The sequence below is a fragment of the Pseudomonas sp. Marseille-Q7302 genome (genome assembly GCF_965111925.1).
Genome location: NZ_CBCOPK010000001.1, coordinates 177,426 through 202,200 on the forward strand (window position 1 = coordinate 177,426; position 24,775 = coordinate 202,200).

At 66.5% G+C, this 24,775-nt stretch carries 25 protein-coding genes; 11 read left to right on the forward strand and 14 right to left on the reverse strand.

What is annotated here, in order from left to right; genetic code table 11:
- The 3 genes from ACWPW1_RS00855 to ACWPW1_RS00865 all read right to left on the reverse strand — a co-directional run bounded on the left by ACWPW1_RS00855 (window position 1) and on the right by ACWPW1_RS00865 (window position 3,593).
- The gene (locus tag ACWPW1_RS00855) at window positions 1-1,506 is read right to left on the reverse strand and encodes a sugar ABC transporter ATP-binding protein (protein WP_271653517.1); all 1,506 of its coding nucleotides are present in this window, start codon (window positions 1,504-1,506) and stop codon (window positions 1-3) included.
- A 102-nt stretch (window positions 1,507-1,608) separates the two neighbouring features.
- A complete protein-coding gene (locus tag ACWPW1_RS00860; RefSeq protein ID WP_323149464.1) occupies window positions 1,609-2,541 on the reverse strand; it encodes a sugar ABC transporter substrate-binding protein in 933 nt (310 codons plus the stop codon).
- Between the two features lie 56 nt (window positions 2,542-2,597).
- Window positions 2,598-3,593, reverse strand: coding sequence for an ABC transporter permease subunit (locus ACWPW1_RS00865; protein WP_434775396.1), 996 nt, complete (start codon window positions 3,591-3,593; stop codon window positions 2,598-2,600).
- A 336-nt stretch (window positions 3,594-3,929) separates the two neighbouring features.
- Between ACWPW1_RS00865 and ACWPW1_RS00870 the strand changes: the two genes are divergently transcribed.
- Genes ACWPW1_RS00870 through ACWPW1_RS00880 form a run of 3 tightly spaced genes read left to right on the forward strand, consistent with a single transcriptional unit; the run spans window position 3,930 to window position 7,225 of the window.
- The gene (locus ACWPW1_RS00870) at window positions 3,930-4,766 is read left to right on the forward strand and encodes a thiamine pyrophosphate-dependent enzyme (protein ID WP_434775397.1); all 837 of its coding nucleotides are present in this window, start codon (window positions 3,930-3,932) and stop codon (window positions 4,764-4,766) included.
- Window positions 4,756-5,712: a transketolase C-terminal domain-containing protein gene (locus ACWPW1_RS00875; RefSeq protein ID WP_434775398.1), complete on the forward strand. Its 957-nt coding sequence runs from the start codon at window positions 4,756-4,758 to the stop codon at window positions 5,710-5,712. The genes ACWPW1_RS00870 and ACWPW1_RS00875 overlap by 11 nt, the downstream gene beginning before the upstream one ends.
- 40 nt (window positions 5,713-5,752) lie before the next feature.
- A complete protein-coding gene (locus ACWPW1_RS00880; protein WP_434775399.1) occupies window positions 5,753-7,225 on the forward strand; it encodes an FGGY family carbohydrate kinase in 1,473 nt (490 codons plus the stop codon).
- Window positions 7,226-7,740: 515 nt separating this feature from the next.
- On the opposite strand, the gene ACWPW1_RS00885 is transcribed toward ACWPW1_RS00880, so the two are convergent.
- Entirely contained in the window at window positions 7,741-9,531 is a 1,791-nt protein-coding gene (locus ACWPW1_RS00885) for an ATP-binding protein (RefSeq protein WP_059313065.1), read from the reverse strand.
- Complete coding sequence (gene algB / locus ACWPW1_RS00890) at window positions 9,528-10,877, reverse strand: sigma-54-dependent response regulator transcription factor AlgB (protein WP_434775400.1); 1,350 nt, start codon at window positions 10,875-10,877, stop codon at window positions 9,528-9,530. The genes ACWPW1_RS00885 and algB overlap by 4 nt, the downstream gene beginning before the upstream one ends.
- Before the next feature lie 442 nt (window positions 10,878-11,319).
- Here algB and ACWPW1_RS00895 point away from each other — a divergent pair, with 442 nt between their 5' ends.
- Genes ACWPW1_RS00895 through ACWPW1_RS00905 form a run of 3 tightly spaced genes read left to right on the forward strand, consistent with a single transcriptional unit; the run spans window position 11,320 to window position 12,000 of the window.
- Window positions 11,320-11,574: a hypothetical protein gene (locus ACWPW1_RS00895; protein ID WP_007160204.1), complete on the forward strand. Its 255-nt coding sequence runs from the start codon at window positions 11,320-11,322 to the stop codon at window positions 11,572-11,574.
- Window positions 11,575-11,584: 10 nt separating this feature from the next.
- A complete protein-coding gene (locus ACWPW1_RS00900) occupies window positions 11,585-11,809 on the forward strand; it encodes a hypothetical protein (RefSeq protein ID WP_174523120.1) in 225 nt (74 codons plus the stop codon).
- A gap of 29 nt (window positions 11,810-11,838) precedes the next feature.
- The gene (locus ACWPW1_RS00905) at window positions 11,839-12,000 is read left to right on the forward strand and encodes a DUF1328 domain-containing protein (protein ID WP_007160206.1); all 162 of its coding nucleotides are present in this window, start codon (window positions 11,839-11,841) and stop codon (window positions 11,998-12,000) included.
- 315 nt (window positions 12,001-12,315) lie between these two features.
- On the opposite strand, the gene ACWPW1_RS00910 is transcribed toward ACWPW1_RS00905, so the two are convergent.
- Genes ACWPW1_RS00910 through ACWPW1_RS00925 form a run of 4 tightly spaced genes read right to left on the reverse strand, consistent with a single transcriptional unit; the run spans window position 12,316 to window position 17,071 of the window.
- Entirely contained in the window at window positions 12,316-13,215 is a 900-nt protein-coding gene (locus ACWPW1_RS00910) for an efflux RND transporter periplasmic adaptor subunit (RefSeq protein ID WP_059313068.1), read from the reverse strand.
- A 10-nt stretch (window positions 13,216-13,225) separates the two neighbouring features.
- Window positions 13,226-13,426, reverse strand: a complete 201-nt coding sequence (locus ACWPW1_RS00915) for a DUF1656 domain-containing protein (protein ID WP_007160208.1) — start codon at window positions 13,424-13,426, stop codon at window positions 13,226-13,228.
- Window positions 13,416-15,572 carry an FUSC family protein gene (locus tag ACWPW1_RS00920; RefSeq protein ID WP_454252284.1) on the reverse strand — a complete coding sequence of 719 codons (2,157 nt, stop codon included), beginning with the start codon at window positions 15,570-15,572 and terminating at the stop codon, window positions 13,416-13,418. Before ACWPW1_RS00920 ends, ACWPW1_RS00915 begins: the two co-directional genes overlap by 11 nt.
- The gene (locus tag ACWPW1_RS00925) at window positions 15,569-17,071 is read right to left on the reverse strand and encodes an efflux transporter outer membrane subunit (RefSeq protein WP_434775403.1); all 1,503 of its coding nucleotides are present in this window, start codon (window positions 17,069-17,071) and stop codon (window positions 15,569-15,571) included. Before ACWPW1_RS00925 ends, ACWPW1_RS00920 begins: the two co-directional genes overlap by 4 nt.
- A gap of 243 nt (window positions 17,072-17,314) precedes the next feature.
- Here ACWPW1_RS00925 and ACWPW1_RS00930 point away from each other — a divergent pair, with 243 nt between their 5' ends.
- Window positions 17,315-18,268 carry a LysR family transcriptional regulator gene (locus ACWPW1_RS00930; protein ID WP_454252285.1) on the forward strand — a complete coding sequence of 318 codons (954 nt, stop codon included), beginning with the start codon at window positions 17,315-17,317 and terminating at the stop codon, window positions 18,266-18,268.
- Between the two features lie 242 nt (window positions 18,269-18,510).
- Window positions 18,511-19,500, forward strand: coding sequence for a DMT family transporter (locus ACWPW1_RS00935; protein ID WP_454252286.1), 990 nt, complete (start codon window positions 18,511-18,513; stop codon window positions 19,498-19,500).
- Here ACWPW1_RS00935 and ubiA read toward each other — a convergent pair.
- Genes ubiA through ACWPW1_RS00950 form a run of 3 tightly spaced genes read right to left on the reverse strand, consistent with a single transcriptional unit; the run spans window position 19,485 to window position 21,618 of the window.
- Window positions 19,485-20,432 carry a 4-hydroxybenzoate octaprenyltransferase gene (ubiA, locus tag ACWPW1_RS00940; protein WP_454252287.1) on the reverse strand — a complete coding sequence of 316 codons (948 nt, stop codon included), beginning with the start codon at window positions 20,430-20,432 and terminating at the stop codon, window positions 19,485-19,487. The genes ACWPW1_RS00935 and ubiA overlap by 16 nt on opposite strands.
- Window positions 20,433-20,462: 30 nt before the next feature.
- Entirely contained in the window at window positions 20,463-21,065 is a 603-nt protein-coding gene (locus ACWPW1_RS00945) for a chorismate lyase (protein WP_434775404.1), read from the reverse strand.
- A complete protein-coding gene (locus tag ACWPW1_RS00950; protein WP_257704881.1) occupies window positions 21,049-21,618 on the reverse strand; it encodes a DUF2780 domain-containing protein in 570 nt (189 codons plus the stop codon). Before ACWPW1_RS00950 ends, ACWPW1_RS00945 begins: the two co-directional genes overlap by 17 nt.
- A gap of 127 nt (window positions 21,619-21,745) precedes the next feature.
- Here ACWPW1_RS00950 and ACWPW1_RS00955 point away from each other — a divergent pair, with 127 nt between their 5' ends.
- Entirely contained in the window at window positions 21,746-22,975 is a 1,230-nt protein-coding gene (locus ACWPW1_RS00955) for a nucleoside recognition domain-containing protein (protein WP_434775405.1), read from the forward strand.
- On the opposite strand, the gene ACWPW1_RS00960 is transcribed toward ACWPW1_RS00955, so the two are convergent.
- Window positions 22,957-23,625: a hypothetical protein gene (locus ACWPW1_RS00960; RefSeq protein WP_059313075.1), complete on the reverse strand. Its 669-nt coding sequence runs from the start codon at window positions 23,623-23,625 to the stop codon at window positions 22,957-22,959. The two genes, ACWPW1_RS00955 and ACWPW1_RS00960, sit on opposite strands and share 19 nt — an antisense overlap.
- Window positions 23,626-23,772: 147 nt before the next feature.
- Between ACWPW1_RS00960 and ACWPW1_RS00965 the strand changes: the two genes are divergently transcribed.
- Window positions 23,773-24,003, forward strand: a complete 231-nt coding sequence (locus ACWPW1_RS00965) for a DUF1161 domain-containing protein (protein ID WP_434775406.1) — start codon at window positions 23,773-23,775, stop codon at window positions 24,001-24,003.
- A 103-nt stretch (window positions 24,004-24,106) separates the two neighbouring features.
- On the forward strand, window positions 24,107-24,283 hold the full coding sequence (locus ACWPW1_RS00970; RefSeq protein ID WP_167348545.1) for a hypothetical protein: 177 nt from the start codon (window positions 24,107-24,109) through the stop codon (window positions 24,281-24,283).
- 45 nt (window positions 24,284-24,328) lie between these two features.
- Here ACWPW1_RS00970 and ACWPW1_RS00975 read toward each other — a convergent pair whose 3' ends face one another.
- Window positions 24,329-24,760, reverse strand: coding sequence for a PA0061/PA0062 family lipoprotein (locus ACWPW1_RS00975; RefSeq protein WP_313649504.1), 432 nt, complete (start codon window positions 24,758-24,760; stop codon window positions 24,329-24,331).
- Window positions 24,761-24,775 lie beyond the last annotated feature (15 nt).

Genomic DNA, 24,775 nt, shown 5'->3' on the forward strand with positions numbered 1-24,775 from the left:
TCAGGCGGTAGCCAGTTCCATCACGGCCACGGGTGTGGCCTGTTCACGTTCGAGAATGCCCATCTGCTGGCCACGGCTCATCACCATGACCCGGTGCGACAGGCCGAGTACCTCGTCCAGATCCGAGCTGACCACGATCACCGCCATGCCAGTGGCGGCCAGTTCGGCGATCACCTGGTAGATGGCGGCCCGGGCGCCGACGTCGATGCCGCGGGTGGGTTCGTCGAGGATGAAGACCTTGGGATTGCGCGCCAGCCACTTGGCGATGATCACCTTTTGCTGGTTGCCACCGGAGAGGGCGGCGATGGCCTGCTCCGGCTGACCCTTGACACCGAGGCGCGCCACCGCCTTGCGGGCGAAGGCACGCAGGCCGCTGGGAGAGACCCAGCCACCACCGGAGAGCAGGTCGGTGTTGCCATAGATGAGGTTTTCCTCGATGGCATGGTCGACCACCACACCCTGCTGCTTGCGATCCTCGGGGACCAGTACGATGCCGGCGCGGATGGCGTCGAAGGGCGAGGCGAAGCGGCAGGTCTGGCCTTCCAGCGCCAGCTCGCCGGTGACCTGTTCGGCGGCGCCGGCTATGGCGCGGACCAGCTCGGTACGACCGGCGCCGACTACCCCGGCCACGCCGAACACCTCGCCGGCGCGCACGCTGAAATCGATGTCCTTGAGCGGCATTTCGCGGCAGCTCAGGCCTTTCACCCGGAGCACCTCGCGGGCGGCGGGCGCCGCCATGGCCGGAAAGATGCGCTCCACGCTGCGCCCGACCATCTCTTCCACCAGTTGCCGCACCGGTACCTGGGCGGTGGCGTGCAGGGCGATCTGGCGCCCGTCGCGCAACACCAGCACCCGGTCGGCGATCCGCGCGATTTCTTCCAGGCGATGGCTGATGTAGATGAAGGAGACGCCCTCGGCCTTGAGCCGCTCGACTTGGGCGAACAGCAGTTCGGTCTCTTCGCCGCCGAGCGCTGCGGTGGGTTCGTCGAGGATCAGCAGGCGCGCCTTGAGGGTCAGCGCCTTGGCGATTTCCACCAGCTGCTGGGCGGCCACGCTGAGGCCGGCCACGGTGCGTGTAGCGGGTACCTTCAGCCCCAGGCGATCCAGCTGCCGCTGGGCCTCGGTCTCCATGAAGGTGCGATCGATGCGGCCGCCGCGCATGGGCAGGCGGCCAACGAACATGTTTTCGGCGATGGTCAGCTCCGGCAGCAGGCGGATCTCCTGGTGGATCAGGCCGATGCCAGCAGCCAGGGCGGCGCCGGGGGAATCCGGGGCGTAGTCCCGGCCCAGCCAGGTCATGCGACCACCCGCTTCCGGAGGTACCAGGCCGGCGATGATGGAGGACAGGGTGGACTTGCCGGCGCCGTTCTCGCCGAGCAGGGCCAGGACCTCACCGGGCTGGATGTCGACGTCTACCCCCGCCAGCACCTCGATGCCGGCGTATTTCTTGCCGATGTTTCTCAGGCTGAGGGCGGCGGGCTGTTCCAGGGGCATGACGGCGGACATGGGGCCTCCGAAGGGGGGAGCTGAACCGGTGCCTCCATTGCAAGGCACATAAGGCATGGGCTGGATGCGGCGGGCGCTGCCCGCCACTGGCCAGTCCCACCGTTACGGATGGTTCTCGATGAAGGGGGCGACGTTGTCCTTGGTGGTCAGGATCGCCTCCTGCAATTGCTCCTTGGGCAGCTGCTTGCCTTCCTTGAGCGCTACCGCCGATTCCAGGGCCATGCGACCCATCTTGCGAGTCTGCTGGGTCATGGTGGCGGACAGGGTGCCGGCGGCCACCGCCTTGAGACCGGCCACGTCGCCGTCGAAGCCGACGATGGTCACCGGATGATCAAGGTTGGCCACCTTGACCGCCTGGGCAGCGCCAAGGGCCATGGCGTCAGCGCGACCAAAGAAGACGTTGATGTTGGGATCACGCTGGAGCATGTCCTGGGCCACGGCGAAGCCCTTGTCCTGGGCCCACTCGGCAGGCTGCTGGGCAACCACCTTCAACTCGGGAAACTTGGCCAGGCCTTCGGAAAAGCCCTTGGCGCGATCGTTTTCCGGCGTGGTGCCGATCTGGCCCTGAAGGATGGCTACGCGGCCCTTGCCTTCGGTGACCTTGCCGACGTATTCGGCCAGGGTGCGGGCGGCGGCGACGCTGTCGCTGGCGATGAAGGTGTCACCGGGGGCGTCGGGGGCATTGCGGTCCACTGCCACCACCGGGATGCCGGCGGCCTTGGCCGCCTTGACCGGGACGCCGGCGGCGGTGGCGCCGGCCGGAATGTAGATCAGGGCGTCTACCTGCCGGGTGATCAGGTCCTGGATCTGGTTGACCTGGGTCGCCGAGTTGCCCTGGGCGTCCACGGTGATCACCTTGATGCCCTTGGCCTTGCCCTCGGCTTCGACGGCCTGCTTGATCTGGTTGAAGAAGTCGGCCTGCAGGTTGGCCACGGCCAGGCCCACGGTGAGTTCCTTGGCCTGGGCATTGAGGGCACCGGCACAGGTCATGGCGGCGAACAGGGTACCGAGCAATAGCTTCTTGGGGGTCAGCATGGATTGCACTCCGTTGTTATTGTTGTACTGCGGTGTCTACGCGAAGCAGAGCTAACTCAGCGCTGCCCGTTACGGCGGCGCAAGGTGTCCAGGGTGACGGCCAGGGCGATGACGATGCCGATGATCACCTGCTGCACGAAGGGCGAGACCCCCAGCAGATTCAGGCCATTGCGCAGCACGCCGATGATGAGCACGCCCACCAGGGTGCCGCCGACGCTGCCCACGCCGCCGCTGAGGCTGGCGCCGCCGATCACCACCGCGGCGATGGCATCCAGCTCCATGGACAGGCCGGCGCTGGGCTGGGACGAATCCAGCCGCGCGGCCATGGCCACCGCAGCCAGCCCGGCCAGGGCACCGCTCAGGGCATAGATCCAGATGGTGAGGGTACGTACCTTGATGCCCGACAACCGTGCCACCTCGGCGCTGCCGCCCATGGCATAGAGGTTGCGGCCACCGGCGCGAAAGCGCAGGAAGACCCAGGCCACCAGCAGCATCAGCAGGAACAGCCCGACGGTGACCGAGAGGAAGCCGAAGTGCCGGACCGTGGCCAGGTTGGTGAACCAGTCCGGGAAGCCGACGATCTGGCGGCCGTCGGTAAGGATGTTGGCCAGGCCCCGAGCCACCGACATCATGGTCAGGGTGGCGATGAAGGCGGGCAGCCGTGCCTTGGCGATCAACAATCCTGATACCAGGCCGCATACCAGGCCGCCGAGGATGGCTGCGGGAATCGCCAGGCCAAGCGACCAGCCCATGTCCTGATAGAGCCAACCGAGCAGCATCATGGCGAAGGCCAGGACCGAGCCGACCGAGAGGTCGATGCCGCCGATGACGATGACCAGGGTCATGCCGATGGCCAGGATGCCGAGCACGGTTACCTGGTCGAGGATGTTGAGGGCGTTGCGCAGGGAGAAGAAGTACTCCGAGGCAAAGGAGAACACGGCGATCAGCAGCGCCAGGCCGATCAGCGGACCACCGACGTTGCGCGGCAGGCGCAGTGCCAGGCGGGCCAAGGGCTTGGCGGGTGGCGAGGCGGTCGGGGCTTTGGCGTCCACGAGCTTCTCCTGGGGTTATTGTTCTTGTGTATGGCTCGCTTGAATATTTATGCGTGCCTGATTTTTAATTCAGACTCCCCCTGTTCCGGGTGGAAGTCAAGCGGCTTTTCATTGCCACTTTCTTAACGCGATGGCCTCGGCAATCCCGCATACAGCCGCGCATCCTATCGGCTCCGCCCGGCGATAACGTCGCTCCGCCGCTATTGACGGCCCCCTGGATTGGGGTCTAAATGATAAATATATTTTCAGTTACGAATAAATATTCATAAGACGCCCACTGAAACCTTGGCAGGCGTCTGCTCTATCGCAGCTTCGGATACCCGAGGGGGTCGCCTGATGAATCCGTTCCAGTACGACATCGCGCAGATTCGCGAAAAGGCCCGGCTGATCCGCCGGCGCGTCATCCAGCTCAACGCCGCCTCGCCGGCCGGCGGCCATACCGGGGCCGACCTGTCGGAGACCGACATCCTCGCCACTCTCTATTTCCGATTGCTCGACGTCGCCCCGGAACGCCTCGCCGATCCTCAGCGTGACATCTACATCCAGAGCAAGGGCCACGGCGTCGGCGGCCTCTACTGCTGCCTGGCCGAAGCCGGCTACTTTCCGCCGGAATGGCTCGACACCTATCAGCATTTCGACTCCCACCTGCCGGGTCATCCGGTGCGGCAGAAGACCCCCGGTATCGAACTCAACACCGGCGCCCTGGGCCATGGCCTGCCGGTGGCTACCGGTATCGCCCTGGCTGCCCAGCGCGACGGCAGTCCGCGCCGCGTCTATGTGCTGACCGGCGATGGCGAGCTGGGCGAGGGCTCCAACTGGGAGTCGGCACTGACCGCCGCCAAGTACCGGCTCGACAACCTGACAGTGATCGTCGACCACAACCGTCTGCAACTGGCCGGCCCTACCGCGGAGATCCTGCCGCTGGAACCGCTGCCCGAGAAGTGGCGCGCCTTCGGCTTCCATGTGGTCGAGTGCGACGGCAATGATGTCGCCCAGCTGGTGGAGACCCTGGAGACCCTGCGCGAACACCGCGGCCAGCCCCAGGTGCTGATCGCCAATACCGTCAAAGGCAAGGGGGTTTCCTTCATCGAGGGCAAACCCGAATGGCACCACCGGGTGCCCAAGGGCGACGAGATCGCCGCTGCACTGGAGGAACTCGACCATGGCCACTGATACCCAGACCCCGGGCGAAGCCCATCTCGCCAGCGTCATGGTCGAGGCCTTCATCGCCGCGGTCGACGCTGGCGTCGACCTGGTGCCGGTGGTGAGCGATTCCACCTCCACGGCCAAGATCGGCCCCTTCGTCAAACGTTTCCCCGAGCGCCTGGTCAACGTCGGCATCGCCGAGCAGACCCTGGTCGGGGTGGCGGCTGGCCTGGGCCTGGCCGGCAAGGTGGCGGTGACCTGCAACGCCGCGCCCTTCCTGATCTCCCGCGCCAACGAGCAGGTCAAGGTGGACGTCTGCTACAACAGGTCCAACGTCAAGATGTTCGGCCTCAACGCCGGGGCCAGCTACGGTCCCCTGGCCAGCACCCACCACAGCCTCGACGACATCGCCGTGATGCGCGGCTTCGGCAACGTGGAAATCTATGCCCCGGCCGACGGCGCCGAGTGCCGGCAGATCGTCGAGCACGCCCTGGCCCACGACGGTCCGGTCTATATCCGCCTGGATGGCAAGGCGCTGCCCGACCTGCACGGTCCCGACTATCGCTTCGTCCCCGGTCAGGTGGATGTCTTGCTACCCGGGCATGACGTCAGTCTGGTGGCCCTGGGCTCGGTGGTCCACGAAGCGGTGGAGGCCGCCCAGTTGCTGGCCGAGCAGGGCATCAGCGCCCAGGTGATCAACCTGTCGTCGATCCGTCCGTTGCGGCGCGAGGCGCTGCTCGAAGCCCTCTGCGCCACTCGCACGGGCGTCGTCACGGTGGAAGAACATAATGCCAACGGCGGGGTGGGCAGCCTGGTGGCCGAGGTCATGGCCGAGGCCGCCCTGGGCGTGCCGCTGATCCGCCTGGGCATCGCCGATGGCGAGTATGCTGCCGCCGGGGCTCGCGGGCCGACCCGCGCCAAACATGGCATCGATGCCGCCGGCATCGTTGCGGCGGTGCAGCGCCTGAGCTGAACCTCAGGCGTGCGGAACTAGAAGAACAACAGGAGCTGCCATGGCCGCCGAGCCGCTGATCCTCGCCCTCGACGAGGGCACCACCAATGCCAAGGCGATCCTGGTGGATCGTGCCGGTCGGGTCGTGGCCCGCGGTTCCCGGCCGCTCACGGTCCAGCATCCGCAGGCGGGTTATGCCGAGCAGGATCCCCTGGCCATCTGGCAGGGCCTGCAGGGTGCCATCGGTGACTGCCTGGCCCAGGTGGACGCACCCCTGGCGGCCATCGCCATCAGCAACCAGCGCGAATCCGCCCTGGCCTGGGAGCGCCGTAGCGGCCAGTTGCTCGGTCCGCTGGTGAGCTGGCAGTGCAAGAGATCCCAGCCGCAGTGCGAGGCCCTGCATGCTGCCGGTCACGGCGAGGCGATCTTGCAGCGCAGCGGTCTGGCGCTGGACCCGATGTTTTCCGCCGGCAAGTGGCGCTGGCTACTCGATCAGATCCCCGATGGCACGTCCCGCGCCGCCGCGGGCGAAATCTGCCTGGGCACCGTAGACAGCTGGCTGCTCTGGCAACTCAGCGGTGGCACGAGCTTTCTCATCGACGCGGCCAATGCGGCCCGTACCCAGTTGCTCGACCTGCGGGGCGGCGACTGGGACCCGCAGCTGCTGAGCCTCTTCGACATTCCCCGGGCGGCGCTGCCGGAGATCCGACCCAGTGCCGGCTACTTTGGCGAGACCCGCGCCCAGGGCCCCCTGCCAGCCGGTCTGCCGATCCTGGCGATGATCGGCGATTCCCATGCGGCCCTGTTCGGCCAGGGCGGTTTCGTCCCGGGCAAGGTCAAGGCCACCCTGGGTACCGGTTCTTCGCTAATGACACCCATCGCCGAGCCGGTGGTGTCCGCCCATGGCCTGGCCACCACCCTGGCCTGGCGCCTGGGGGATACTCCGACCTTTGCCCTGGAAGGCAACATCGTCCACACCGGCGCCGCGGTCGGCTGGACGGCTCGCCTGCTGGGCAGTGCAGGGGACCTGGATGTGCTGGCCGCCGAAGCCGCTGCGCTGCCGGACAATGGTGGCGTCTACTTCGTCCCGGCCCTGGGTGGCCTTGGCGCCCCGCACTGGCGGGCCGAAGCGCGTGGACTGTTCTGCGGTCTGGGTGAGAACTGCGGGCGGGCGCACCTGATGCGCGCGGCTCTGGAAGCCATCGCCTACCAGATCCGCGATGTCTTCGACGCCATGCAGCAGGACAGTCCGACGCCCCTGGAAGAACTCTGGGTGGATGGCGGCGCCACGCGCAACGAATGGCTGCTGCAATTCCAGGCCGATCTCCTGCAACGCCCGGTGATCTGCAGCCTGTCGCCGGAGGTCTCGGCGCTGGGCGCCGCTCATCTGGCCGGTCATGCCCTCGGCTGGTGGCAGGACGCCGCGGCACTAGGGGATCTGGAACGCCCGCGGCGGCGCTACGAACCTCGCGCCAATGCCGTGCCCGAGCTATACGCCGGCTGGCGCCAGGCCCTGGCGCGAACGCTGCTGTAAACAAGACCGCAGGTTGGGTTGAGACGGCTCCATCGGCGAAGCCCAACAATGCGGATTCGACCTGGGCACCGTTGGGCTTCGCTGCGCTCAACCCAACCTACGAGCGGGTACGTCGTGCCGAGGGGCGACCTCACCCCAACCCTTTGCCAAAAGGAGAGGGGCTAGACCGTAGGTTGAGGCGGCTCCATCGCCGAAGCCCAACAACGCGGATTCGACCTGGGCACCGTTGGGCTTCGCTGGGCTCAACCCAACCTACGAGCAGGTACGTCGTGCCGAGGGGCGTCCTCACCCCAACCCTTTCCAAAAAGGAGAGGGGGCTAGATCGTAGGTTGGGTTGAGGCGGCTCTATCGTCGAAGCCCAACAACGCGGATTCGATCGGGACACCGTTGGGCTTCGCTGCGCTCAGCCCAACCTACCGGCCACCGTAGCGTGGAAAACGGCGCAGCCTTTTCCACTGGGGCATCGTGACGAGGTGCTGCCTTCACCCCAACCTACGGCCATCCATGGGGGTGGCTCAGGTCGGCAGGGTCATGAAGATCTGGGTGCCCTGACCGGGGCGGGAGACCACGCCGATGCGGCCACCGTGCTGGCGGATGATTTCCTTGCACAGGGCCAGGCCCAAGCCGGCGCCGCCCTTCTGGCTGCCGATCTGTACGAAGGGCTCGAACACCCGGCCCTGCTGGGCATAGGCGATACCTTCACCATTGTCCTGCACCGCCATCAGCAGCTGGTCGTTCTGGCGCAAGGCCTGGATGACGATGCGCCCGCCCGCCGGGGTATGGCGCAGAGCATTGCTCAGCAGGTTGTCGAACACCCGGCCCAGTTGCTTGGGATCCAGGCTGACCCGTGGTAGCGGCGTATGCAGCAACTCGACGGCCAGCTCGACATCGCGCTCGCGGGCCTCGTCGGCATGGCGGCCGCGGGCCTCTTCGAGCAATTCGGCGATTTCGCTCGGCAGCTTTTCCGGGCGCTGCAGGCCGCTCTGGTGACGGGAGTAGTCCAGCAGGTCGTTGATCAGCTGCACCAGCCGATGGGTCTCCTCGTCCACCGTCTGCAGCAGATAGGCCTCGCGTGACTCCGGTGCCACCTTGAGGCGCTCGCGCAGGAGACCGAAGGCCATGTGCATGCCGGTGACCGGGGTGCGCAATTCGTGGGAGGCGCGCAGGACGAACTCGTTGCGTACCCGATCGAAGGCCCGCTGTTCGGTGACATCGCGCAGCACCATGAGCGCACCCACGCTGCGGCCATCGGCGTGGTTCACCGGCGTCAGACTCCAGGCCAGCAGCCGAACCTCGTCGTCGACCCGGATCTCCAGGTCTTCCGGGGCGGCATTCAGCGCGCCACCGGCCAATACCCGCTGCACGCTGGCCTCGATCTCCGGCCGTTCCAGGGCGGCGATCAGGGATTCGCCCAGGTGGTTCTCGTTCCAGCCCAGCTGGCGGCAGGCCACCGGATTGGCGTGCTCGATGTTGCCCTGGGGATCGAGGATCACCAGGCCGTAGTCGATGCTGTCGAGCACCGCCTGCAGGCGCCGCTGCCCGGCCACCAGGGCCTCGACATTGGTCTGGCTGAGGCGGTGCAGGGCCTGGGCCATGTTGCCGAAGCGACGGCTGAGCAGGGTGAATTCGGCGATCTGGGAGGTGGGTAACTGGACGTCGAAATTGCCCTGGCTGATGCGCTCCGCAGCCTTGGCCAGGCCGTCGATGGGACCGGTGAAGCGCTTGGCGATGCCGTTGGCGGTCACCACCCCGGTGACCAGGATGGCCACGCCGATCAGCGCCAGCAGCATGGCGATGATCACCGCCCGATCATGGGCTTCGTCCTGCATGCGCTCCAGGGTCACCACATAGCTTTTCTGCAGGTCGTAGATCCTATTGCGCAAGGCGTCGAGGGTCTGCTGGAACCCCGGATCGGCGCGCAACTGGTTGTAACCGCCCGGCGGCGACCGCAGGTAATCGGCAAAGCGCTCGTAGCGCCGCTTGACGTCTTCCAGCACGGCCAGTTGCTCGGGCTTGTGCATCTCGCCCTGGACCAGCTGCAGGTTCTGCTCGAAGCGTTGCTGGGCGGCGACCAGGGATTGCGGATCCGGAGCGCCATCGAGCATCTGGAACAGGCTGTTGCTCAGCTCCTGACGCATGTTCAGCGTCAGGTTGATGAAGTCCAGGTTGCTGCGGGTCTGGACGCTCTGCTCGCGAGCCAGGTGCAGGACGCTGACCAGTCCCACCAGCAGCCCGATGAGGGCCACGGCGATCAGCGCGGAGATGCTGAGGAAGAGGCGGGTGTGCAGCTTGATCGGCAGTTTCATAGCCCGTACTGCTTACGTTTTCGATAGAGCGTGGAGGCATCGATGCCCAGGGTCCTGGCGGCTTGGTCGAGGGTCTCGCTGGTAGCCATCACGGCGGCGATGTGGGCCCGTTCCAGGGCTTCCAGGCTCAGCGCCTCGCCGACCCGCGGGGCGCTGGCGGCGCCACTGGTGGCCGGGCTGTCACCCATGCCCAGGTGGTTGACGTCCACCAGGTCCTGGCCGCAGATGATGCTGGCGCGTTCGATGACATTGCGCAGCTCACGGACGTTGCCCGGCCAGCCATAGTTGCGCAGGGCTTCCAGGGCCGCCTCGCTGAAGCCGTGGGCAGGACGGTTGTAATCCTTGACGAAGCGGGCGAGGAAGCGCTCGGCGAGATCGACGATGTCTTCCTTGCGTTCGCGTAGTGGCGGCAGGGTGAGCACGATGACATTGAGACGATAGAGCAGGTCTTCGCGGAATTCGTTTTCCGCCACCATCTGTTCCAGGTTGCGGTTGGTAGCGGCAAGGATGCGCACGTCGGCACGGCGCGTCACCGGATCGCCGACGCGTTCGTATTCCTTGTCCTGGATGAAACGCAGCAACTTGGGCTGCAGGGCCAGGGGGAAGTCACCGATCTCGTCGAGGAAGAGGGTGCCGCCATCGGCCTGGCTGACCCGGCCGAGGGTGCTCTCGCTGGCCCCGGTGAAGGCACCGCGGGTGTGGCCGAACATTTCGCTTTCCATCAGATCGGCGGACAGCGACGGGCAGTTGATGGTGACGAAGGTCTTCTTGGCGCGCCGACTCCAGGCATGAATGGCCCGGGACAGTTCGCCCTTGCCGGAGCCGGATTCACCGAGGATCAGCACGTTGGCATCGGTGGTGGCGACCTGCCGGGCGGTCTCCAGGATGCTCATCATCGCCGGACTGCGCGAGTCCAGGCCGGCGCTGGACTTGCGTACCTCGCCTTCGAGGGCTTCCAGGCGCGCCGAGAGCTGACGGAATTCGAGCTGCTTGGCCGCGGCCATGCGCAGCTGATCGGGGCTGCAGGGTTTCACCAGGTAGTCGGCGGCGCCGGCCTGCATGGCATCCACGGCGGTATCGATGGCCGAGTGGGCGGTGACGATCACCACCCGCATCCAGGGCGCCTGGATGCGCATTTGCTGCAGGACGTCCAGACCGTTGTCCGCGCCCAGGCGCAGATCGAGAAAGCAGAGATCATAGACCTGCCGCAAGAGCAGGGCCTCGGCCTGGGCCGCGCTGTTGGCCGTGGCGACGCTATAGCCGGCGTCTTCCAGGCAGAAACGAAAGGTACGCAGGATGGCGGCTTCGTCGTCCACGAGCAGGATGCGACCGCTGGTTTGTTCCATGACGGGAGAACTCCGGGCCAAAGGGCCGAAACGCACTAAAGGACAGGGCTGGCAGTTAGTCCATGATACATCGTGCAAGTTGCAATCCGCAGGGCTACTGGATGATCCATTTGCAGTCTTGTAGCCATCGTGCAGATCGCAACCCGAGGGGGCGAGAACGAGAAAAAGGCTGTTTTTATGACCGCCCAACGTGCTTTTGCGATGACCGTGGCCGTTGCGCCTGGCAGCGAACAGGCCAGGCGCCCTTCCGTTGCCCCCTGGCCATCATGCAAAACGCAATGCGTCAGGCGTTGCACCTTGCAAGGTGCATGTGCGACGGACCTGGGCTGAAAACATAAGTTATTGTTTTTAAAGGTAAAAACGATTTTTAAAAAGCTGGCACGTAGTCTGCAATCTTCTTGGCAAGCCGGCCTTAGGGCCAACGGACTGCAGGAGAGACCCGATGATCAGCCAGACCCTTCGCAAGCACTTGGTAGGTACTGCGCTCTTCGCTTGCTTCGCTAGCGCCGCCGTCGCTGCCCCCCAAGGCCAGGACGTCAGCCGCGAACAGGCACTCATCGCCTCCACCCGCATTGCTGCCCAGGCCATGGTGCCCGCAGCCAAGCCGTTGGCCAGTCAAGGTCGTGGGGAACTCAAGGCCATCCCGGCACAGTCCAATGGTGACCGCCTGGTGAAGCAGACCCGCTGGGTATTCTGAGGTCATGGCCATGATGTGGATGCTGCTGATGATTCTGTTGTTCGCTGCAGCGGCGGTCGTGAGCATCGGTATGTTGCTCAGTGCTTTGATGATGGGTCGTGCGCTCAATCAGACGCACAACCTCAACGGTTTGGATCTCGATCTGACCGATGTGGAACCACGGATGGCGAGTCTGGATACCCAGGATTTCGCTAATAAAACCAATGCTCGCTGGACAGGTGCTGTCGTCCGCTGAGTGCACTTGTAATACATAGGAGAAACACCATGCTGAGCTGGGCTATCACTTTCCTGATCATCGCGATCATCGCAGGCGTCCTGGGTTTCGGTGGCATCGCCGGTACCGCCACTAGTATCGCCAAGATCCTGTTCGTGCTGTTCCTGGTGCTGTTCGTGGTGTCGTTCTTCATGGGCCGTCGTCGTCCCTGACGCCAGACTCATGAGTGAAACAGACTGCCGGTCGTGACGACCGGCAGTTGAGGCTCTGTCATCGGATTGCAGCTTTAAGCCGATTCAATGGACATCCTCGAAGTCGTCTCCCAACCGGAGACGCATGGGCCACATGGTCGGGACGCTCTGCAGTAGGGGAGGGTTCCAAGAGTACAGGGAGTACTTTCGCACTCGTAGCGGACTGGGCTGGTTACGACCATACCCCTGAATTCGACCGGTTTCGTCTGTTATCGAAATCTGCCGACGTCAGGGGTATTGTCGTTCTAGGGCCAGTCATCCGAGTTGCGATGGCGCTCAACCCTGCCAGAAGGCATCCCACCAGGACCGTTCGCCCCGAACGTCTTCCAGGACCACCGTGCAGGTGGTTCCAGCCGCGAGCAGCAGGCCCTCCGGTAACGGGTCCAGAGCGATGCGTACCGGTACCCGTTGGGCCAACCGTACCCAGTTGAAGGTGGGATTCACGTCGGCCGTGAGTTCGCGGCTCTGGGGATTGTCACGGTCGTAGATGCCACGGGCGATGCTTTCCACATGGCCATGCAGCGTCTGGCCGCTCATCAGCCGCATCTCGGCGGCCGCGCCCACCCGTACATGGGGCAGCTTGGTCTCTTCGAAATAGCCATAGACCCAGAACGAGTGGGCGTCGATGACGGCCAGCTTGGGCGCGCCAGCAGCGGCGTAGTCACCCTTGAACACCGACAGGTTGGTCACATAGCCGTCGACCGGCGCCAGGACGCGGGTGCGCTTGAGGTTGAGGCGTGCCGATTCCAGCTGGGCCTGGGCCTGGCGCAGATCCGCTTCGGCGGCCAGGGCAGCGGCACTGGCGTCTTCGCGGTTCTCGCGGGAGACCACCAGGCTGTCGATGTCGGCACGGCGCCGGGCATTCTGCTGGCGCATAGCGAGAGTCGCCTTGCGGGCAGCGACCGAGGCCTCGGCCTGATGCACGGCGATTTCGTAGTGCTCTGGATCGATCTGCAGCAGCAGGTCGCCCTTGTTGACCCACTGGTTGTCGCGCACGGCGATCTCGGTCACCAGACCCGCCACGTCGGGCGCGATGGTGATGACCTCGGCGCGCACCCGGCCGTCACGGGTCCAGGGATCGTTCATGTAGTGCACCCAGAGCAGCCGCCCGAGGATCAGCGCCAGGCAGACCACCAGCAGGGTAAAGAGCACGCCGAAGAGTTTCTTGAGAATCATGGCAGGAGTCCTAGCGATAGACGCACAGCGCCAGGGCGCAGTAGAGGCAGATGAACAGGGCCAGGCGCAGCAGCGCCGGATGCCAGACGACGTGATAGAGGCCGACCGCGGCCAGCACTCGGTCCAGCGCCCAGGCGAGCAGGGCGGCGACCAGGAACAGCACCGTCACGGTGGGCAGATAGAGGCCATGGAAGGCGATTTCACGGGGCATGGAGGATCTCGTGATAGCGGGCCAGCGGACCCTGGGGATCGAGCAGGGCGCTGCGGATGAAGTGCAGATCGCTCTGCACCTGGCGCAGGGGCGACTCGTCATAGGGCAATTCCGGCGGTTCGACCACGGCCGCGACGGCGGCCAGGGCAGCGTCCACGGCAGCCAGGGCCCGACGCAGGTTTTCCGCTCCGGGCTTGAGGAAGAGGCGCACCAGGGCGCGACCGAGGACGCGGATGGCCTGGCGCCAGGCGCTGTGCTCGGCATAGCGGGGTGCCCCAGGCAGGCGTAGCTGCAGCTGGCGCAGCTCGATCACCGCGTGACCGATTTCCAGCACGCAGAAGGCCCAGCCGATCAGGCGCCGCTGAGCCTCGCCCTGGCCGGCGCTGACGCCATAGGCCTGGTTGAGCAGGTCGCGGGTCTGGCCTTCGAAGGCCGGCGCTAGGTGCGGCAGCGGGGCGCTCACTGCGCGCACCAGCTGCCGACGCAGGTCACGCTCCAGGCGCCGCCATAGCCAGGGGCTGTTGGGCGGCAGCAGCACCGCCGAGACCGCTGCGGTGATCACCATCGACAGCACCACGGCGATGCCGTTGTTGATGAAGGCGTAGGCATCGTAGACCGGCGGATTGTCGGGCAGCGAGGTAAAGCAGAAGAACACCAGGCAGCCCAGGCCATAGCCCATCCAGCCCGGCCGCAGGGAGATCCAGGTGCCGAGCATGAACACTGGCGCCAGGGTCAGCAGCAGCAGCGGTAGACCGGCGATCCAGGGAAAGACGAAGAAGGTCAGGAAAAAGCCCAGCAGGACGCCACCGCTGGCGCCAATGGCCATCTGCAGCGCCGTGCGCTTGGGATCGGGCGAGGCCGAGGCCAGCGCCGAGACGGCGGCGGCGTTGAGCGCCAGCATGCCGCCACTGGGATAGGCGCTGGCGATCCAGAAGGCGCCCAGCACCAGCACCAGGAAGGCGCTACGGATGCCAGTGACCGCTGCGCCCAGGGCGTTGGCCTTGGCCACGAAGCGCGGCTTCCACTGCTCGCGACTGTGCCGCGGCGCCGCCAGGGAAGCATGGGTCTGCAGGTAGCCATGCCATTCGCCGGTGAAGCGGAAGAGCAGCTCTACGGCCGTCTCGAAGTCCCGCCGGTCCAGCTCGCTCAGGGGCGGCAGCTCGGCGCGCAGGGCGCGAATGCGCGGTCGCAGGGCCTGGTGCAGGGCGTCCAGCCGGGCGGCGGCGGCGGGCGCGGCGCTGTCGCTGAGGGACTGGCCCCGCCACTCCTCGAAGAGGTCGAGCAGCGGTGCCCAGAGGCGCTCCAGCGCCACCAACGGCGCCGCGGCTTCACGCTCGCGCAGCCGCATCAGCAAGCGGCTCAGGGCATGCAGGCGGGTGGTGAGGCCCATGAATTCGGCATTCAGCCGCGCCAGGCGTCCGCTGCGCATGCGCATGTGCGGATCTTCGAAGGCCGAGGCGCTGCGCAGGCTTTCCAGCCCTACCGCCTCGGCGGCCAGGCGCACGCCGGCGGCTTCCAAAGTGGCGCGGTCGAGGCGGCCACGCAGCACGTCGGCCGCCAGGCCGGCAAAGCCGCCCATGCGCCTATAGAGGGCCGCGCGCATGGCCGTGGCGCTGGTCTGCGGAAAGACCGCGGCGCTCACCGCGCCGCTGCAGAGCACGCCCAGGGTGATGGCCAGTACCCGCATCACCGCCGACATGAAGGCGGTATCGGCGTTCAGGGCGGCGGGAATGCCGATCAGCGCGGCGGTATAGCCGGCCAGCATGCAGGCATAGCTGCGAAAGTCGCGGTAGCGCGCCGATCCGGCCACGCAGAGCCCGATCCACAGGGCCAGGAAGATCAGGAAGGGCACTCGCTCCTGGGCGAACAGGGCGATCAAGACCAGCATCACCGCCAGCCCCAGCAGGGTGCCCATCACCCGGTAGAAGCTCTTGGCCAGGACCTGACCGCTCTGCGGCTGCATGACGATGAAGACGGTGATCACCGCCGAACTCGGATGCGGCAGTTGCAGGCGCATGGCCAGCCACAGGGTCAGGCTGGCGGCGAGCAGCACCTTGGCCTGGTACAGCCAGAGGCTGCCATCGCTGCGCGCCCAGGCGCCCAGGGCCTGGCGCAATGGCGAGTGGGTGGCCGCGTGGGTACTCACCGCGCGGCCCGCTCGACGGCCACGCGGGCCGGCACCAGATCCTGGTCGCCCGGCCCGCGTTCGAGGTCCGCGCCGCCGCCGAGGGCGACCAGGGCGCCGGCCTGGGCGGCCAGGCGCAGGGCGTGTACCTGGGCGGTGACGCGCTGCTGGGCGAACAGCCGGGTCTGGGCGTCGAGCACGTGCAGGTAGTCGGTCAGGCCGCGGCGGAAGGCCTCGCGGGCGATGTCATAGGTGCGCTGGGCCTCCTGGCTGGCCTGGTCGGCGAGGGTGGCCTGCTTGGCGGCGGAGTCGGCCTTGATCAGGGCATCGGAGATGTCCTTGAGCGCATCCACCAGGGTCTGGTTGTAGGCGCTGACCGCCAGGTCGTAGGCCGCCGATTCCGCGCCGAGGCGACTGCGCAGGGCGCCACCGTCGTAGATCGGCAGAGAGAACGCCGGGCCTATGAAGGAGCCGGTCTTGGCGTGGGTCAGCATCTCGCTGAGGCGGCCCAGAGTCAGGAACTGGCCGACGTTCGCTACCAGGTCGATGTTGGGATAGAAGCTGGCCCGGGCCACGTCGACGCCCTTGGCCGCGGCCGCGATCTGCCAGCGACGCGCCACCACGTCGGGCCGCTTGCCGACCAGTTCCAGCGGCAGGCTGCTGGGCAGCCGCGGGGCTGCGCCCAGGGTCAGCCGCGGTCGTTGCAGGCGGGCGCCAGCGCCCGGGCCCTTGCCGGCCAGGGCGGCCAGTTGGTTCCGATCCAGTGCCAGGGTCTCGTCCAGGGCTTCCAGCTGGCGCTCGGTCTCGGGCAGCAGGGCGCGCGCCTGGCTGACCTCGAACTGGGTGCCGAGACCGCCGTCCAGTTGCCGCTGGGCCAGGTCGGCCAGCTGGCGCTGCTGCTCCAGGGTGGCGGCGAGGATGTCGCGCTGGTCATGGTGCAGGGCGAAGCCGATATAGCTGCGGACGATGTTGCCGGTGAGCTCCAGCTCGGCGGCGCGCACCTCGGCGGCGGCCTGATGGGCCTGGTCCAGGGCCTGGGCGCTGGCGTCGCGCTCGCGACCCCAGAAGTCCAGCGCATAGCTCAGGCCCAGCTCGGCATTGTTGTTCCAGGTGGTGCGATCGGACAGCTCGCCCGGGCCATAGAAGCCGTCGGTGGGCCAGCTGTAGCGCTTGAAGGCACCCTTGGCCTCCACCTGCAGGGCTTCGCGGGATTCGGCCAGGCCCGCCAGGGATTCGGCGCGGCGCACCCGGGCGGCGGCCGTGGCCAGGCGCGGGTTGTCCGCCAGGGCGCCGGTGATCCAGGCATTCAGCTGGGGATCGCCATAGGCGCGCCACCACTGGCGCTCGGGCCAGGCGGCCTGCCCGGCGGCGGCGCGGATGGCGGCGTCTGTGGCCAGTGCCTGGTCGTCGAGACGCTGCGCCTGGGGCGCGTTGTGACCGGTACCGATACAGCCGGCCAGCAGGGTCGCGAGGGCGACCACCGTGAGCGCAGGCCAGGCTCTGCAAGAGGAAGGCGACACGTGGGGATCCATTTGCAACAGGGCCATACCCGCGCGGGGCGTCGAGAAGCGCAGCGAGGGTGGCGAGATGAGCTGGAACTGAAGAGGACGCCAGCGAACGGGACGGTCGATGGACGTTACCATTAGGCTGCTAACGATTCTATAAAATTCCAGGGGAGCCGATTAGCGCGCCAACTGGCGAATCTTTGTTTCACATACTGAAATAATATGGAGAATGGCGCTTTTCCAGACTGTCGAGGCGGCATGGACACCCTGCACAACATGCGCGTTTTCGTCGCCGTGGTGGAAAGCGGCAGCTTCACCGGTGCGGCCCAGACGTTGCAGACCACCACCGCCCATGTCTCCCGGGCGGTGGCCCATCTCGAAACCCATCTGCGCACCCGGCTGCTGCACCGCACCACCCGGCGCATCGCCCTGACCGAGGCCGGTCAGCGCTACCTGGCGCGCTGTGAGCAGATCCTCGCCTATGTCGAGGAAACCGAAGCCGAGGCCGGGCATGCCCAGGCACGCCCGGAAGGGCGGTTGCGGGTGCACAGCATGACCGGCATCGGTCAGCACTACGTGATCCGCGCCATCGCCGGCTATCGCGCCCTGCACCCCGAGGTACGCTTCGACCTGACCATGGCCAACCGTATCCCCGATCTGCTGGAGGAGGGCTTCGACCTGGCCATCGTGGTAGCCGTGGAGCTGCCCGACTCCGGCTTCGTCTCCCAGCAGATCGGTCAGACCTACAGCATCCTCTGCGCCTCGCCTGCCTATCTGCAGGAGCACGGCCAGCCGCAGACCCCGGCGGAGCTGGCCGATCACGCCTGCCTGAGATTCATCAGTCCCGTGGTCTCCTTCGACCGCTGGCACTTCGAGGGTCCCAACGGCCCGGAAACCTTTCGCATCGGCGAGACGCCCTTCCAGGTCAATGTCGGCGACGCCATGACCGAGGCCCTGCGCCAGGGCCTGGGCATCGGCGTGCTGCCGCTCTACTCGGCGGTGGACGGCCTGCGCGACGGCAGCCTGGTACGGGTGCTGCCGGCCTATCGCCTGCAGCGGCTCAACGCCTATGCCCTCTATGCCTCGCGGCAGTACCTGGACGCCAAGATCAGGACCTGGGTCGCCTATCTGCGCGAAGAGATCCCCGGAGCGCTGGAGGCGGACGAAGCCTTCGTACGCGCCGCCAGTAAAGTCGTCGGCCCAGCGCATTGAGGTCGGCAGGGCGCTTGGACTAAGCTCGGGGAGACCGCATCCCATGCGCGGTCATAGTTAGTGAGCTATTGAAATATCGCCCGGTATTGCGGTCCTGAGGGCGACAGGACGGCTTCCTCCCGGCACGCTTGCGTGTCGCCGAGGTCCATGTCCCGAGTCGGTGGCCACGCCGACGGACCGCCGTGCAGGACGGCCGGATCATGCAGGCGGTCAGGGACCGCCGTCAGCGCCACGGGAGTCCAATGAGCGCCACAGCAGGACCCACTTTGAGATTCGCCGACCAGCCGCTCAAGGGCATCGCCCTGATCTGCCTTGCCGTCTGGCTGTTCGCCTCCCACGACGCCCTCTCCAAATACCTCTCCGGCTTCTATCCGGTGGTCATGGTGGTCTGGGCCCGCTATCTGTCCCACACCCTGCTGATGATGGGGATCTTCATCCCGCGCTCGGGTCTGGCGGTAATTCGCACCAAACGCCCGGGATTGCAGGTGCTCAGAGCCTTGTGCCTGATCGGCTGCAGCCTGTTCTTCACCACCGGGCTGCGCTACCTGCCGATGGCCGAAGCCACAGCGGTCAACTTTCTCGCCCCGCTGATGGTGACGGCGCTGTCGGTGCCGCTGCTCAAGGAGAGTGTCACCCGCAGCCAGTGGGCGGCGGTGCTGGCAGGCTTCGTCGGGGTGCTGATCATCGTGCGGCCGGGCGGCCAGCTGTTCACCCCGGCGGTGCTGCTGCCGGTCTGCTCGGCGGTGTGCTTCGGCCTCTACCAGCTGCTGACGCGGCTGCTCAGCGGCATCGACAGCCCCACCACCAGCAACTTCCTCACCGGCATCATCAACACCCTGGTGCTGAGCAGCGTGGTGCCCTTCTTCTGGGAGATCCCCACCCTGACCCACGGCTTCATGCTGGCCTTGCTCGGCCTCTTCGGCATGTCGGGCCATCTGCTGCTGACCCAGGCCTTCCGCTATGCACCGCCAGCGCTGCTGGCGCCCTTCAGCTATGGCCAGATCGTCACCGCCGGCATCATCGGCTACCTCGTCTTCGGCCATGTGCCGGACAGCGGCGCGCTGATCGGCATCCTGATCATCTGCGCCAGTGGTCTGGCGGTGGCCTGGCAGCAGAGCCGCAAGGCGTCCAAGGCCAAGAAGGCGCGGGTGGTGCCGGCAGCGCAACCCGAGGCGCTGCCGGAGGTGGTGGCCGATGCCGCCGCGGGCACCCCGGCTCAGCGCAGCCCGTAGTCGGCGATGATCCCGACGAGGATCGCCAGCCCGGCCCAGTGGTTGTGCAGGAAGGCCTTGAAGCATACCAGGGGGTCGCGGTTGCGGGTGACGTGGAATTCCCAGGCGAAGCAGCCGGCCGCCACCAGCAGGCCCAGGTAGAAGGGCAGGCCCAGGCCGAAGCGGCCGCCGGCCAACGCCAGGCAGAGCAGGGTCAGGCCCTGCAGGGTGGCGATGATCACCCGGTCGGCGTCGCCGAACAGGATGGCGGTGGACTTCACCCCGATCTTGAGATCGTCCTCGCGGTCGGCCATGGCGTAGTAGGTGTCGTAGCCCACCGTCCAGATCACATTGGCGACGAACAGCAGCCAGGCCGCGGCCGGCAGTTCGCCGGTCTCGGCGGTGAAGGCCATGGGCATGCCCCAGGAAAAGGCCGCACCCAGCACCGCCTGCGGGTAGTAGGTGTATCTCTTCATGAAGGGGTAGAGCGCGGCCACCCCGAGGGCGCCGAAGGATAGCCAGACGGTGGTGGCGTTGGTGCAGAGCACCAGGCCGAAGCTGATCAGCACCAGCACGGCAAAGAACAGCAGGGCCTCCTTGGGCGAGATGCGTCCGGTGGCCAGGGGGCGATTCTTGGTGCGGGCGACATGGCCGTCGAAGTTGCGGTCGGCGAAGTCGTTGATCACGCAGCCGGCCGATCGCATCAGTACCACGCCGAGCACGAAGATCACTAGGTTCTTCAGACTCGGCACGCCCTCGGCGGCGATCCACAGCGCCCAGAGGGTGGGCCAGAGCAGCAGATAGATGCCGATGGGTCGGTCCAGCCGGGTGAGCTGGACGAAGTCGCGGATGCGCTCGCTGCGAGGGCGCGTGGCGATGACCCGGGCACTCGGCTCGGGGCCGCGGGGCGCGGCAGGACGGCGATCAAGGGGGCGGGAAGCGTTCTTTTTCATCGGGCGGCTGCTTGGCAAAGGGCCCGGCGATTATAAGGGCCCTGTCGTGTCGCCGCTGCCGTCCTGACGGATCAGCGCCTGTTCGTGTTCGGCACGGGGCCAGAAGGCCGGCAGGAAGACTTCGCCCACCAGGATAGTCAGCGGTCCGCGGCTGAACACCGAACGACGCGCCCAGCAGGCCGTGGACGCCGCGCCGTCGGGCAGCCAGGCCAGCGGATAACGGCAGGCTTCCAGGGGGCCGCGGACAAAGGCCGGTGCCTGGAACAGCCAGTGGCCGAGCGGTCGATCGCCGAGCGCCGCCAGGTCGAAATCGGCGGCTTCCAGGGCCTTGCGCGCTGCCACGCTGCGGGCAAAGACCCAGGCTTCGCCATTGCCGCGCAGCCAGACCTCACGCACCCAGCCAGGGCTGCTGGGCGGGACGTCCAGCGCCTGGCACTCGTCCGGACGCAATGGTTGCCAGCCCTGGGTGATCACCTCGACGGCGAAGCGTCCGCCCGCGAGGGCGGTGAGTCGCTCGGTGAGGGAGCCGCGGTCGGCGTAGAGCCAGCCGAGAGGCGCCTCCCGGTAATCCTGCGCCTGGCTGGTCGCCGCCTGGGTCAGCCAGCGCGGTGAGCCGTCACAGCCCCCAGACATTGCCCAGGGTGCTCAGCAGGGAGGGCTGGGTGCCTTGCTTGCCGAGATAACCCAGGATCACCTGGGCGAACTGGCTGGTCATGCCGCTGTTCATGCCCAGGGCATTGAAGGTCTTGTCGACGTCCTGACGGCTGTCGACATTGCCCAGCAGGCTGCCCAGCGGACTCTGCTTGGCGTCCTTGCCACCACCGCCGAGCAGACTGCCCAGGCCACCAAGTTGCGCCAGGCCACCGGTGGCATTGGCGCCGGCCAGCTGGTCCAGCCCTGGCACGGCCTTGGCCAACTGGCGGTAGTCGGTGCCGACCAGCTGATTCTTGGCCAGGCCCAGCAAGGCACCGGTGCCGCCCACCGCCTGCTGCGGGGTGACGTTGAGCTGGCTGGTCAGCGCCTGCAGCAGGCCCTGCGCCTGGGGCGTGGCGGCCGCCGCGGCGGTGGCCTTGGCGTTGCTGTTGCCGTTGGCGCCGTTGTAGGCGTTGACGGCGTCGTTGAGGTTGAAGGCGAACACCGGGCTGGCGGCGAGCACCAGCGGCAGGGCGAGAACGGACAGACGCATGGGCAGACTCCAGCGATTTGCGTGAAAGGTCAGAGGATAACCCGCTGGCGATGACCACAGACTGAACGGCGTTCCTGCGCGGACCCGACGCTGCGGTTATCATCGCCGTTTTGCCGGGAGAACACCGATGCTCAACGGGTTGTGGCTGGGCTTCTTCATCGTCGCCGGGATCAGTGCCTTCGGCCAGTGGCTGGTGGCCGGCAACGCCGGGGTATTCGCCGCCATGGTGGAGAGCCTGTTCGCCATGGCCAAGCTGTCGGTGGAGGTCATGGTGCTGCTGTTCGGCACCTTGACCCTCTGGCTCGGCATCCTGCGCATCGCCGAGAAGGCCGGGCTGGTGGACGCCCTGTCACGGCTGCTCGGTCCGCTGTTCGCCCGGCTGATGCCCGAGGTGCCGCGCGGCCATCCGGCACTGGGGCTGATCACCCTCAACTTCGCCGCCAACGGCCTGGGCCTGGACAACGCCGCCACGCCCATCGGCCTCAAGGCCATGCGCGCCCTGCAGGAGCTCAATCCCAGCAGTACCACGGCGAGCAATGCGCAGATCCTCTTCCTGGTGCTCAACGCCTCCTCGCTGACGCTGCTGCCGGTGACGGTCTTCATGTACCGCGCCCAGCAGGGCGCCACCGATCCGACCCTGGTGTTCCTGCCGATCCTGCTGGCCCACACCTGCGCCAACCTGGTCGGGCTGTTCTCCGTGGCCTTCATGCAGCGGCTGAAACTCTGGGACCCGGTGGTGCTGGCCTGGATCGGCGGGGGCGCCCTGGCCTTTGGCGCCTTCGTTGCCTTTCTCTTCACCCTGACCGCCACGGCGCTGTCCGGGCTGTCGTCGCTGCTCGGCAACCTGACCCTGTTCGGCATCATCCTGGCATTCATGATCCTTGGCGCCCTGCGCAAGGTGCCGGTCTACGAAGCCTTCGTCGAAGGTGCCAAGGAGGGTTTCGAAGTCGCCAAGTCGCTGTTGCCCTACCTGGTGGCCATGCTCTGCGCGGTGGGCGTGCTGCGTGCCTCCGGCGCCCTGGAATTCATCCTCGAAGGCGTTCGCCATGCGGTGACCTTCTTTGGCTGGGATACCCGATTCGTCGAGGCCCTGCCCACCGCCCTGGTCAAGCCCTTCTCCGGCAGCGCCGCCCGCGCCCTGCTGATCGAGACCATGCAGACCCACGGCGTGGACAGCTTTCCGGCCCTGGTGGCGGCCACCATCCAGGGCAGTACCGAGACCACCTTCTATGTGCTGGCGGTGTACTTCGGCGCAGTGGGCATCCAGCGCGCACGCCATGCGGTGGGCTGCGCCTTGCTGGCGGAATTCACCGGGGTCACGGCGTCGATCCTGATCTGCTACTGGTTCTTCGGCTGAACCTTGGGTTCCAGGTCGAGCATCCAGTCGTTCTGCACCATGCGTCTTTGACGACGGGAGGTGAGCTGCTGGGTCTGCCAGTCCTCGGCGATCAGGGCGCAGTAGTTGCCGTCGTGCTGCCCGAGGCGAAAGCGCCGGCGCACCCCGATCGGATCGTGATCCGAGCCATAGAAGGCCACCGCACGGATCTCCAGGCCCTCGAACACCCAGCCCTCGGGTGGTCGGTGGCTGTCCATGGTCAGGCCGTTGTGCTCGGCGGCGCGGCGGATCAGGCCCTGGAAGGTGCCGATGTGGGTAAAGTCACCGGTATTGAGCGGCCCCTGGTGGGTCGCCTCGCCCAGCACCAGTTCGGGATCGAAGTCATCCTGACCACTCTCGCGGATGTCGGTGACATCGGTGTAGAGCGTCTCGCGATTGGTCTTGAGGATCACCGTGAGCTGGTTGATGAACACCGGCTCGGCGCTCATGTTCGACAGCAGGCACAGGGCGCCCACGCCCTTGCCGGCGCCCCGGTTGATGATCAGCCGCGGCTGGCGCTGGCGCTTGTAGTTGTTGAGCAGCAATTGGGCATAGAGCACCCAGACGCCCAGGGTGCAGCACTGGGCGAAGAGCGTGAGGACTTGGGAGTTGTCTTTCAACCACTGGAACATGGGGGCACTTCGCTGGAAAGAATGACTATCGGAAAGACCGTTCGGGTTCCAGGTTCCACCGCTTCGCTGACCAATGGGTCGCGCTGAGAACATCGCCACAGCTCGGGCGTCCAAGCCTGAGAGGTCATCATGCCAAGGAAAATCGCCATGCTGCGTCTATCGCTACTCTGCTGTACCGCCCTGTTGAGCACGGCTGTGCTGGCCGAACCCCTCTCCTGCGACCAGCTCAAGGCCGAGGTCGAGGTCAAGATCCAGTCCGCCGGGGTGACCGCCTATACCCTCGAAGCGGTACCCAATGCCGAGGTGACCGATCCCAACATGGTGGTTGGCAGCTGCGCCAACGGCACCCACAAGATCCTCTACCAGCGCAACGACTGAACCTCGGGCAGGGCGACAGACCGTTCATCCGCTGGATGCTTGTACAGTTCCTTCTGGCTTAGTACTGTTTGCGCATACAGTATTTAGCCAAGAGGGTAATGCCATGTCGCCGTTCGCTCGGATTCGCCAAGCTCTATCCCTTGTCCAGCCTGCACCGCGCTGGATGGAACGCGAGGATTTTCTGCGCCTGAGTCGCCAGCTGCGCGAGCAGAAAGGACGCCCTGCACCGGTCCGTGCCCCGAGCCGGGATCAGGACGACTGGCTCAGCGTGCCTGCCTAGTGACTTGCAGCCTGGTGAGCACGCGTCTTTGCTGGTAGCGGTCGGTCAGAAGGGCGAGCAGATGCCTCGCTCCGAGGTCACCAGCTCACGCTGATCGTCGTAGAGCGTGATCTCGCCCCGGCCGAAGGTGTGCTCGGCCTCCAGTCGATAGCGCCGGCCAGCCTGGAAGTCGCCGTAGTCCAGTTCCAGATAGCACTGGATCTGCAGGGGCTCGTTCCAGCCAAAGCGCGGACCGAAGCCGCCACCGCCATAGAGTTCGTAGCGATAGCTCACCTTGAGGCTGTGGCTGCCGGGGGTGAGCTGGAAGTAGCGGCCGTCGTCGAGACGTCGACCGTCCTGGGATTCGGCCAGCAGCGAGGCGCCTACCGCAGGTTCGCGCAGCACCAGATCGACCCACGCCTGGTTGGGGTCGACAGGAGGCAGCGGTGTAGTGCAGCCACCGAGCAGCAGCAGAAGAGCCAGCAGGCGCAGACGCATGGACGGCGACTCGCG

Coding starts and splice junctions, on each gene's coding strand:
- ACWPW1_RS00855 (WP_271653517.1), bottom strand. CDS start 1,506: ATGTCCGCCGTCATGCCCCTGGAACAGCCCGCCGCCCTCAGCCTGAGA.
- ACWPW1_RS00860 (WP_323149464.1), bottom strand. CDS start 2,541: ATGCTGACCCCCAAGAAGCTATTGCTCGGTACCCTGTTCGCCGCCATG.
- ACWPW1_RS00870 (WP_434775397.1), top strand. CDS start 3,930: ATGAATCCGTTCCAGTACGACATCGCGCAGATTCGCGAAAAGGCCCGG.
- ACWPW1_RS00875 (WP_434775398.1), top strand. CDS start 4,756: ATGGCCACTGATACCCAGACCCCGGGCGAAGCCCATCTCGCCAGCGTC.
- ACWPW1_RS00880 (WP_434775399.1), top strand. CDS start 5,753: ATGGCCGCCGAGCCGCTGATCCTCGCCCTCGACGAGGGCACCACCAAT.
- ACWPW1_RS00885 (WP_059313065.1), bottom strand. CDS start 9,531: ATGAAACTGCCGATCAAGCTGCACACCCGCCTCTTCCTCAGCATCTCC.
- algB (WP_434775400.1), bottom strand. CDS start 10,877: ATGGAACAAACCAGCGGTCGCATCCTGCTCGTGGACGACGAAGCCGCC.
- ACWPW1_RS00895 (WP_007160204.1), top strand. CDS start 11,320: ATGATCAGCCAGACCCTTCGCAAGCACTTGGTAGGTACTGCGCTCTTC.
- ACWPW1_RS00900 (WP_174523120.1), top strand. CDS start 11,585: ATGATGTGGATGCTGCTGATGATTCTGTTGTTCGCTGCAGCGGCGGTC.
- ACWPW1_RS00905 (WP_007160206.1), top strand. CDS start 11,839: ATGCTGAGCTGGGCTATCACTTTCCTGATCATCGCGATCATCGCAGGC.
- ACWPW1_RS00910 (WP_059313068.1), bottom strand. CDS start 13,215: ATGATTCTCAAGAAACTCTTCGGCGTGCTCTTTACCCTGCTGGTGGTC.
- ACWPW1_RS00915 (WP_007160208.1), bottom strand. CDS start 13,426: ATGCCCCGTGAAATCGCCTTCCATGGCCTCTATCTGCCCACCGTGACG.
- ACWPW1_RS00930 (WP_454252285.1), top strand. CDS start 17,315: ATGGACACCCTGCACAACATGCGCGTTTTCGTCGCCGTGGTGGAAAGC.
- ACWPW1_RS00935 (WP_454252286.1), top strand. CDS start 18,511: ATGAGCGCCACAGCAGGACCCACTTTGAGATTCGCCGACCAGCCGCTC.
- ubiA (WP_454252287.1), bottom strand. CDS start 20,432: ATGAAAAAGAACGCTTCCCGCCCCCTTGATCGCCGTCCTGCCGCGCCC.
- ACWPW1_RS00945 (WP_434775404.1), bottom strand. CDS start 21,065: ATGTCTGGGGGCTGTGACGGCTCACCGCGCTGGCTGACCCAGGCGGCG.
- ACWPW1_RS00950 (WP_257704881.1), bottom strand. CDS start 21,618: ATGCGTCTGTCCGTTCTCGCCCTGCCGCTGGTGCTCGCCGCCAGCCCG.
- ACWPW1_RS00955 (WP_434775405.1), top strand. CDS start 21,746: ATGCTCAACGGGTTGTGGCTGGGCTTCTTCATCGTCGCCGGGATCAGT.
- ACWPW1_RS00960 (WP_059313075.1), bottom strand. CDS start 23,625: ATGTTCCAGTGGTTGAAAGACAACTCCCAAGTCCTCACGCTCTTCGCC.
- ACWPW1_RS00965 (WP_434775406.1), top strand. CDS start 23,773: ATGCTGCGTCTATCGCTACTCTGCTGTACCGCCCTGTTGAGCACGGCT.
- ACWPW1_RS00970 (WP_167348545.1), top strand. CDS start 24,107: ATGTCGCCGTTCGCTCGGATTCGCCAAGCTCTATCCCTTGTCCAGCCT.
- ACWPW1_RS00975 (WP_313649504.1), bottom strand. CDS start 24,760: ATGCGTCTGCGCCTGCTGGCTCTTCTGCTGCTGCTCGGTGGCTGCACT.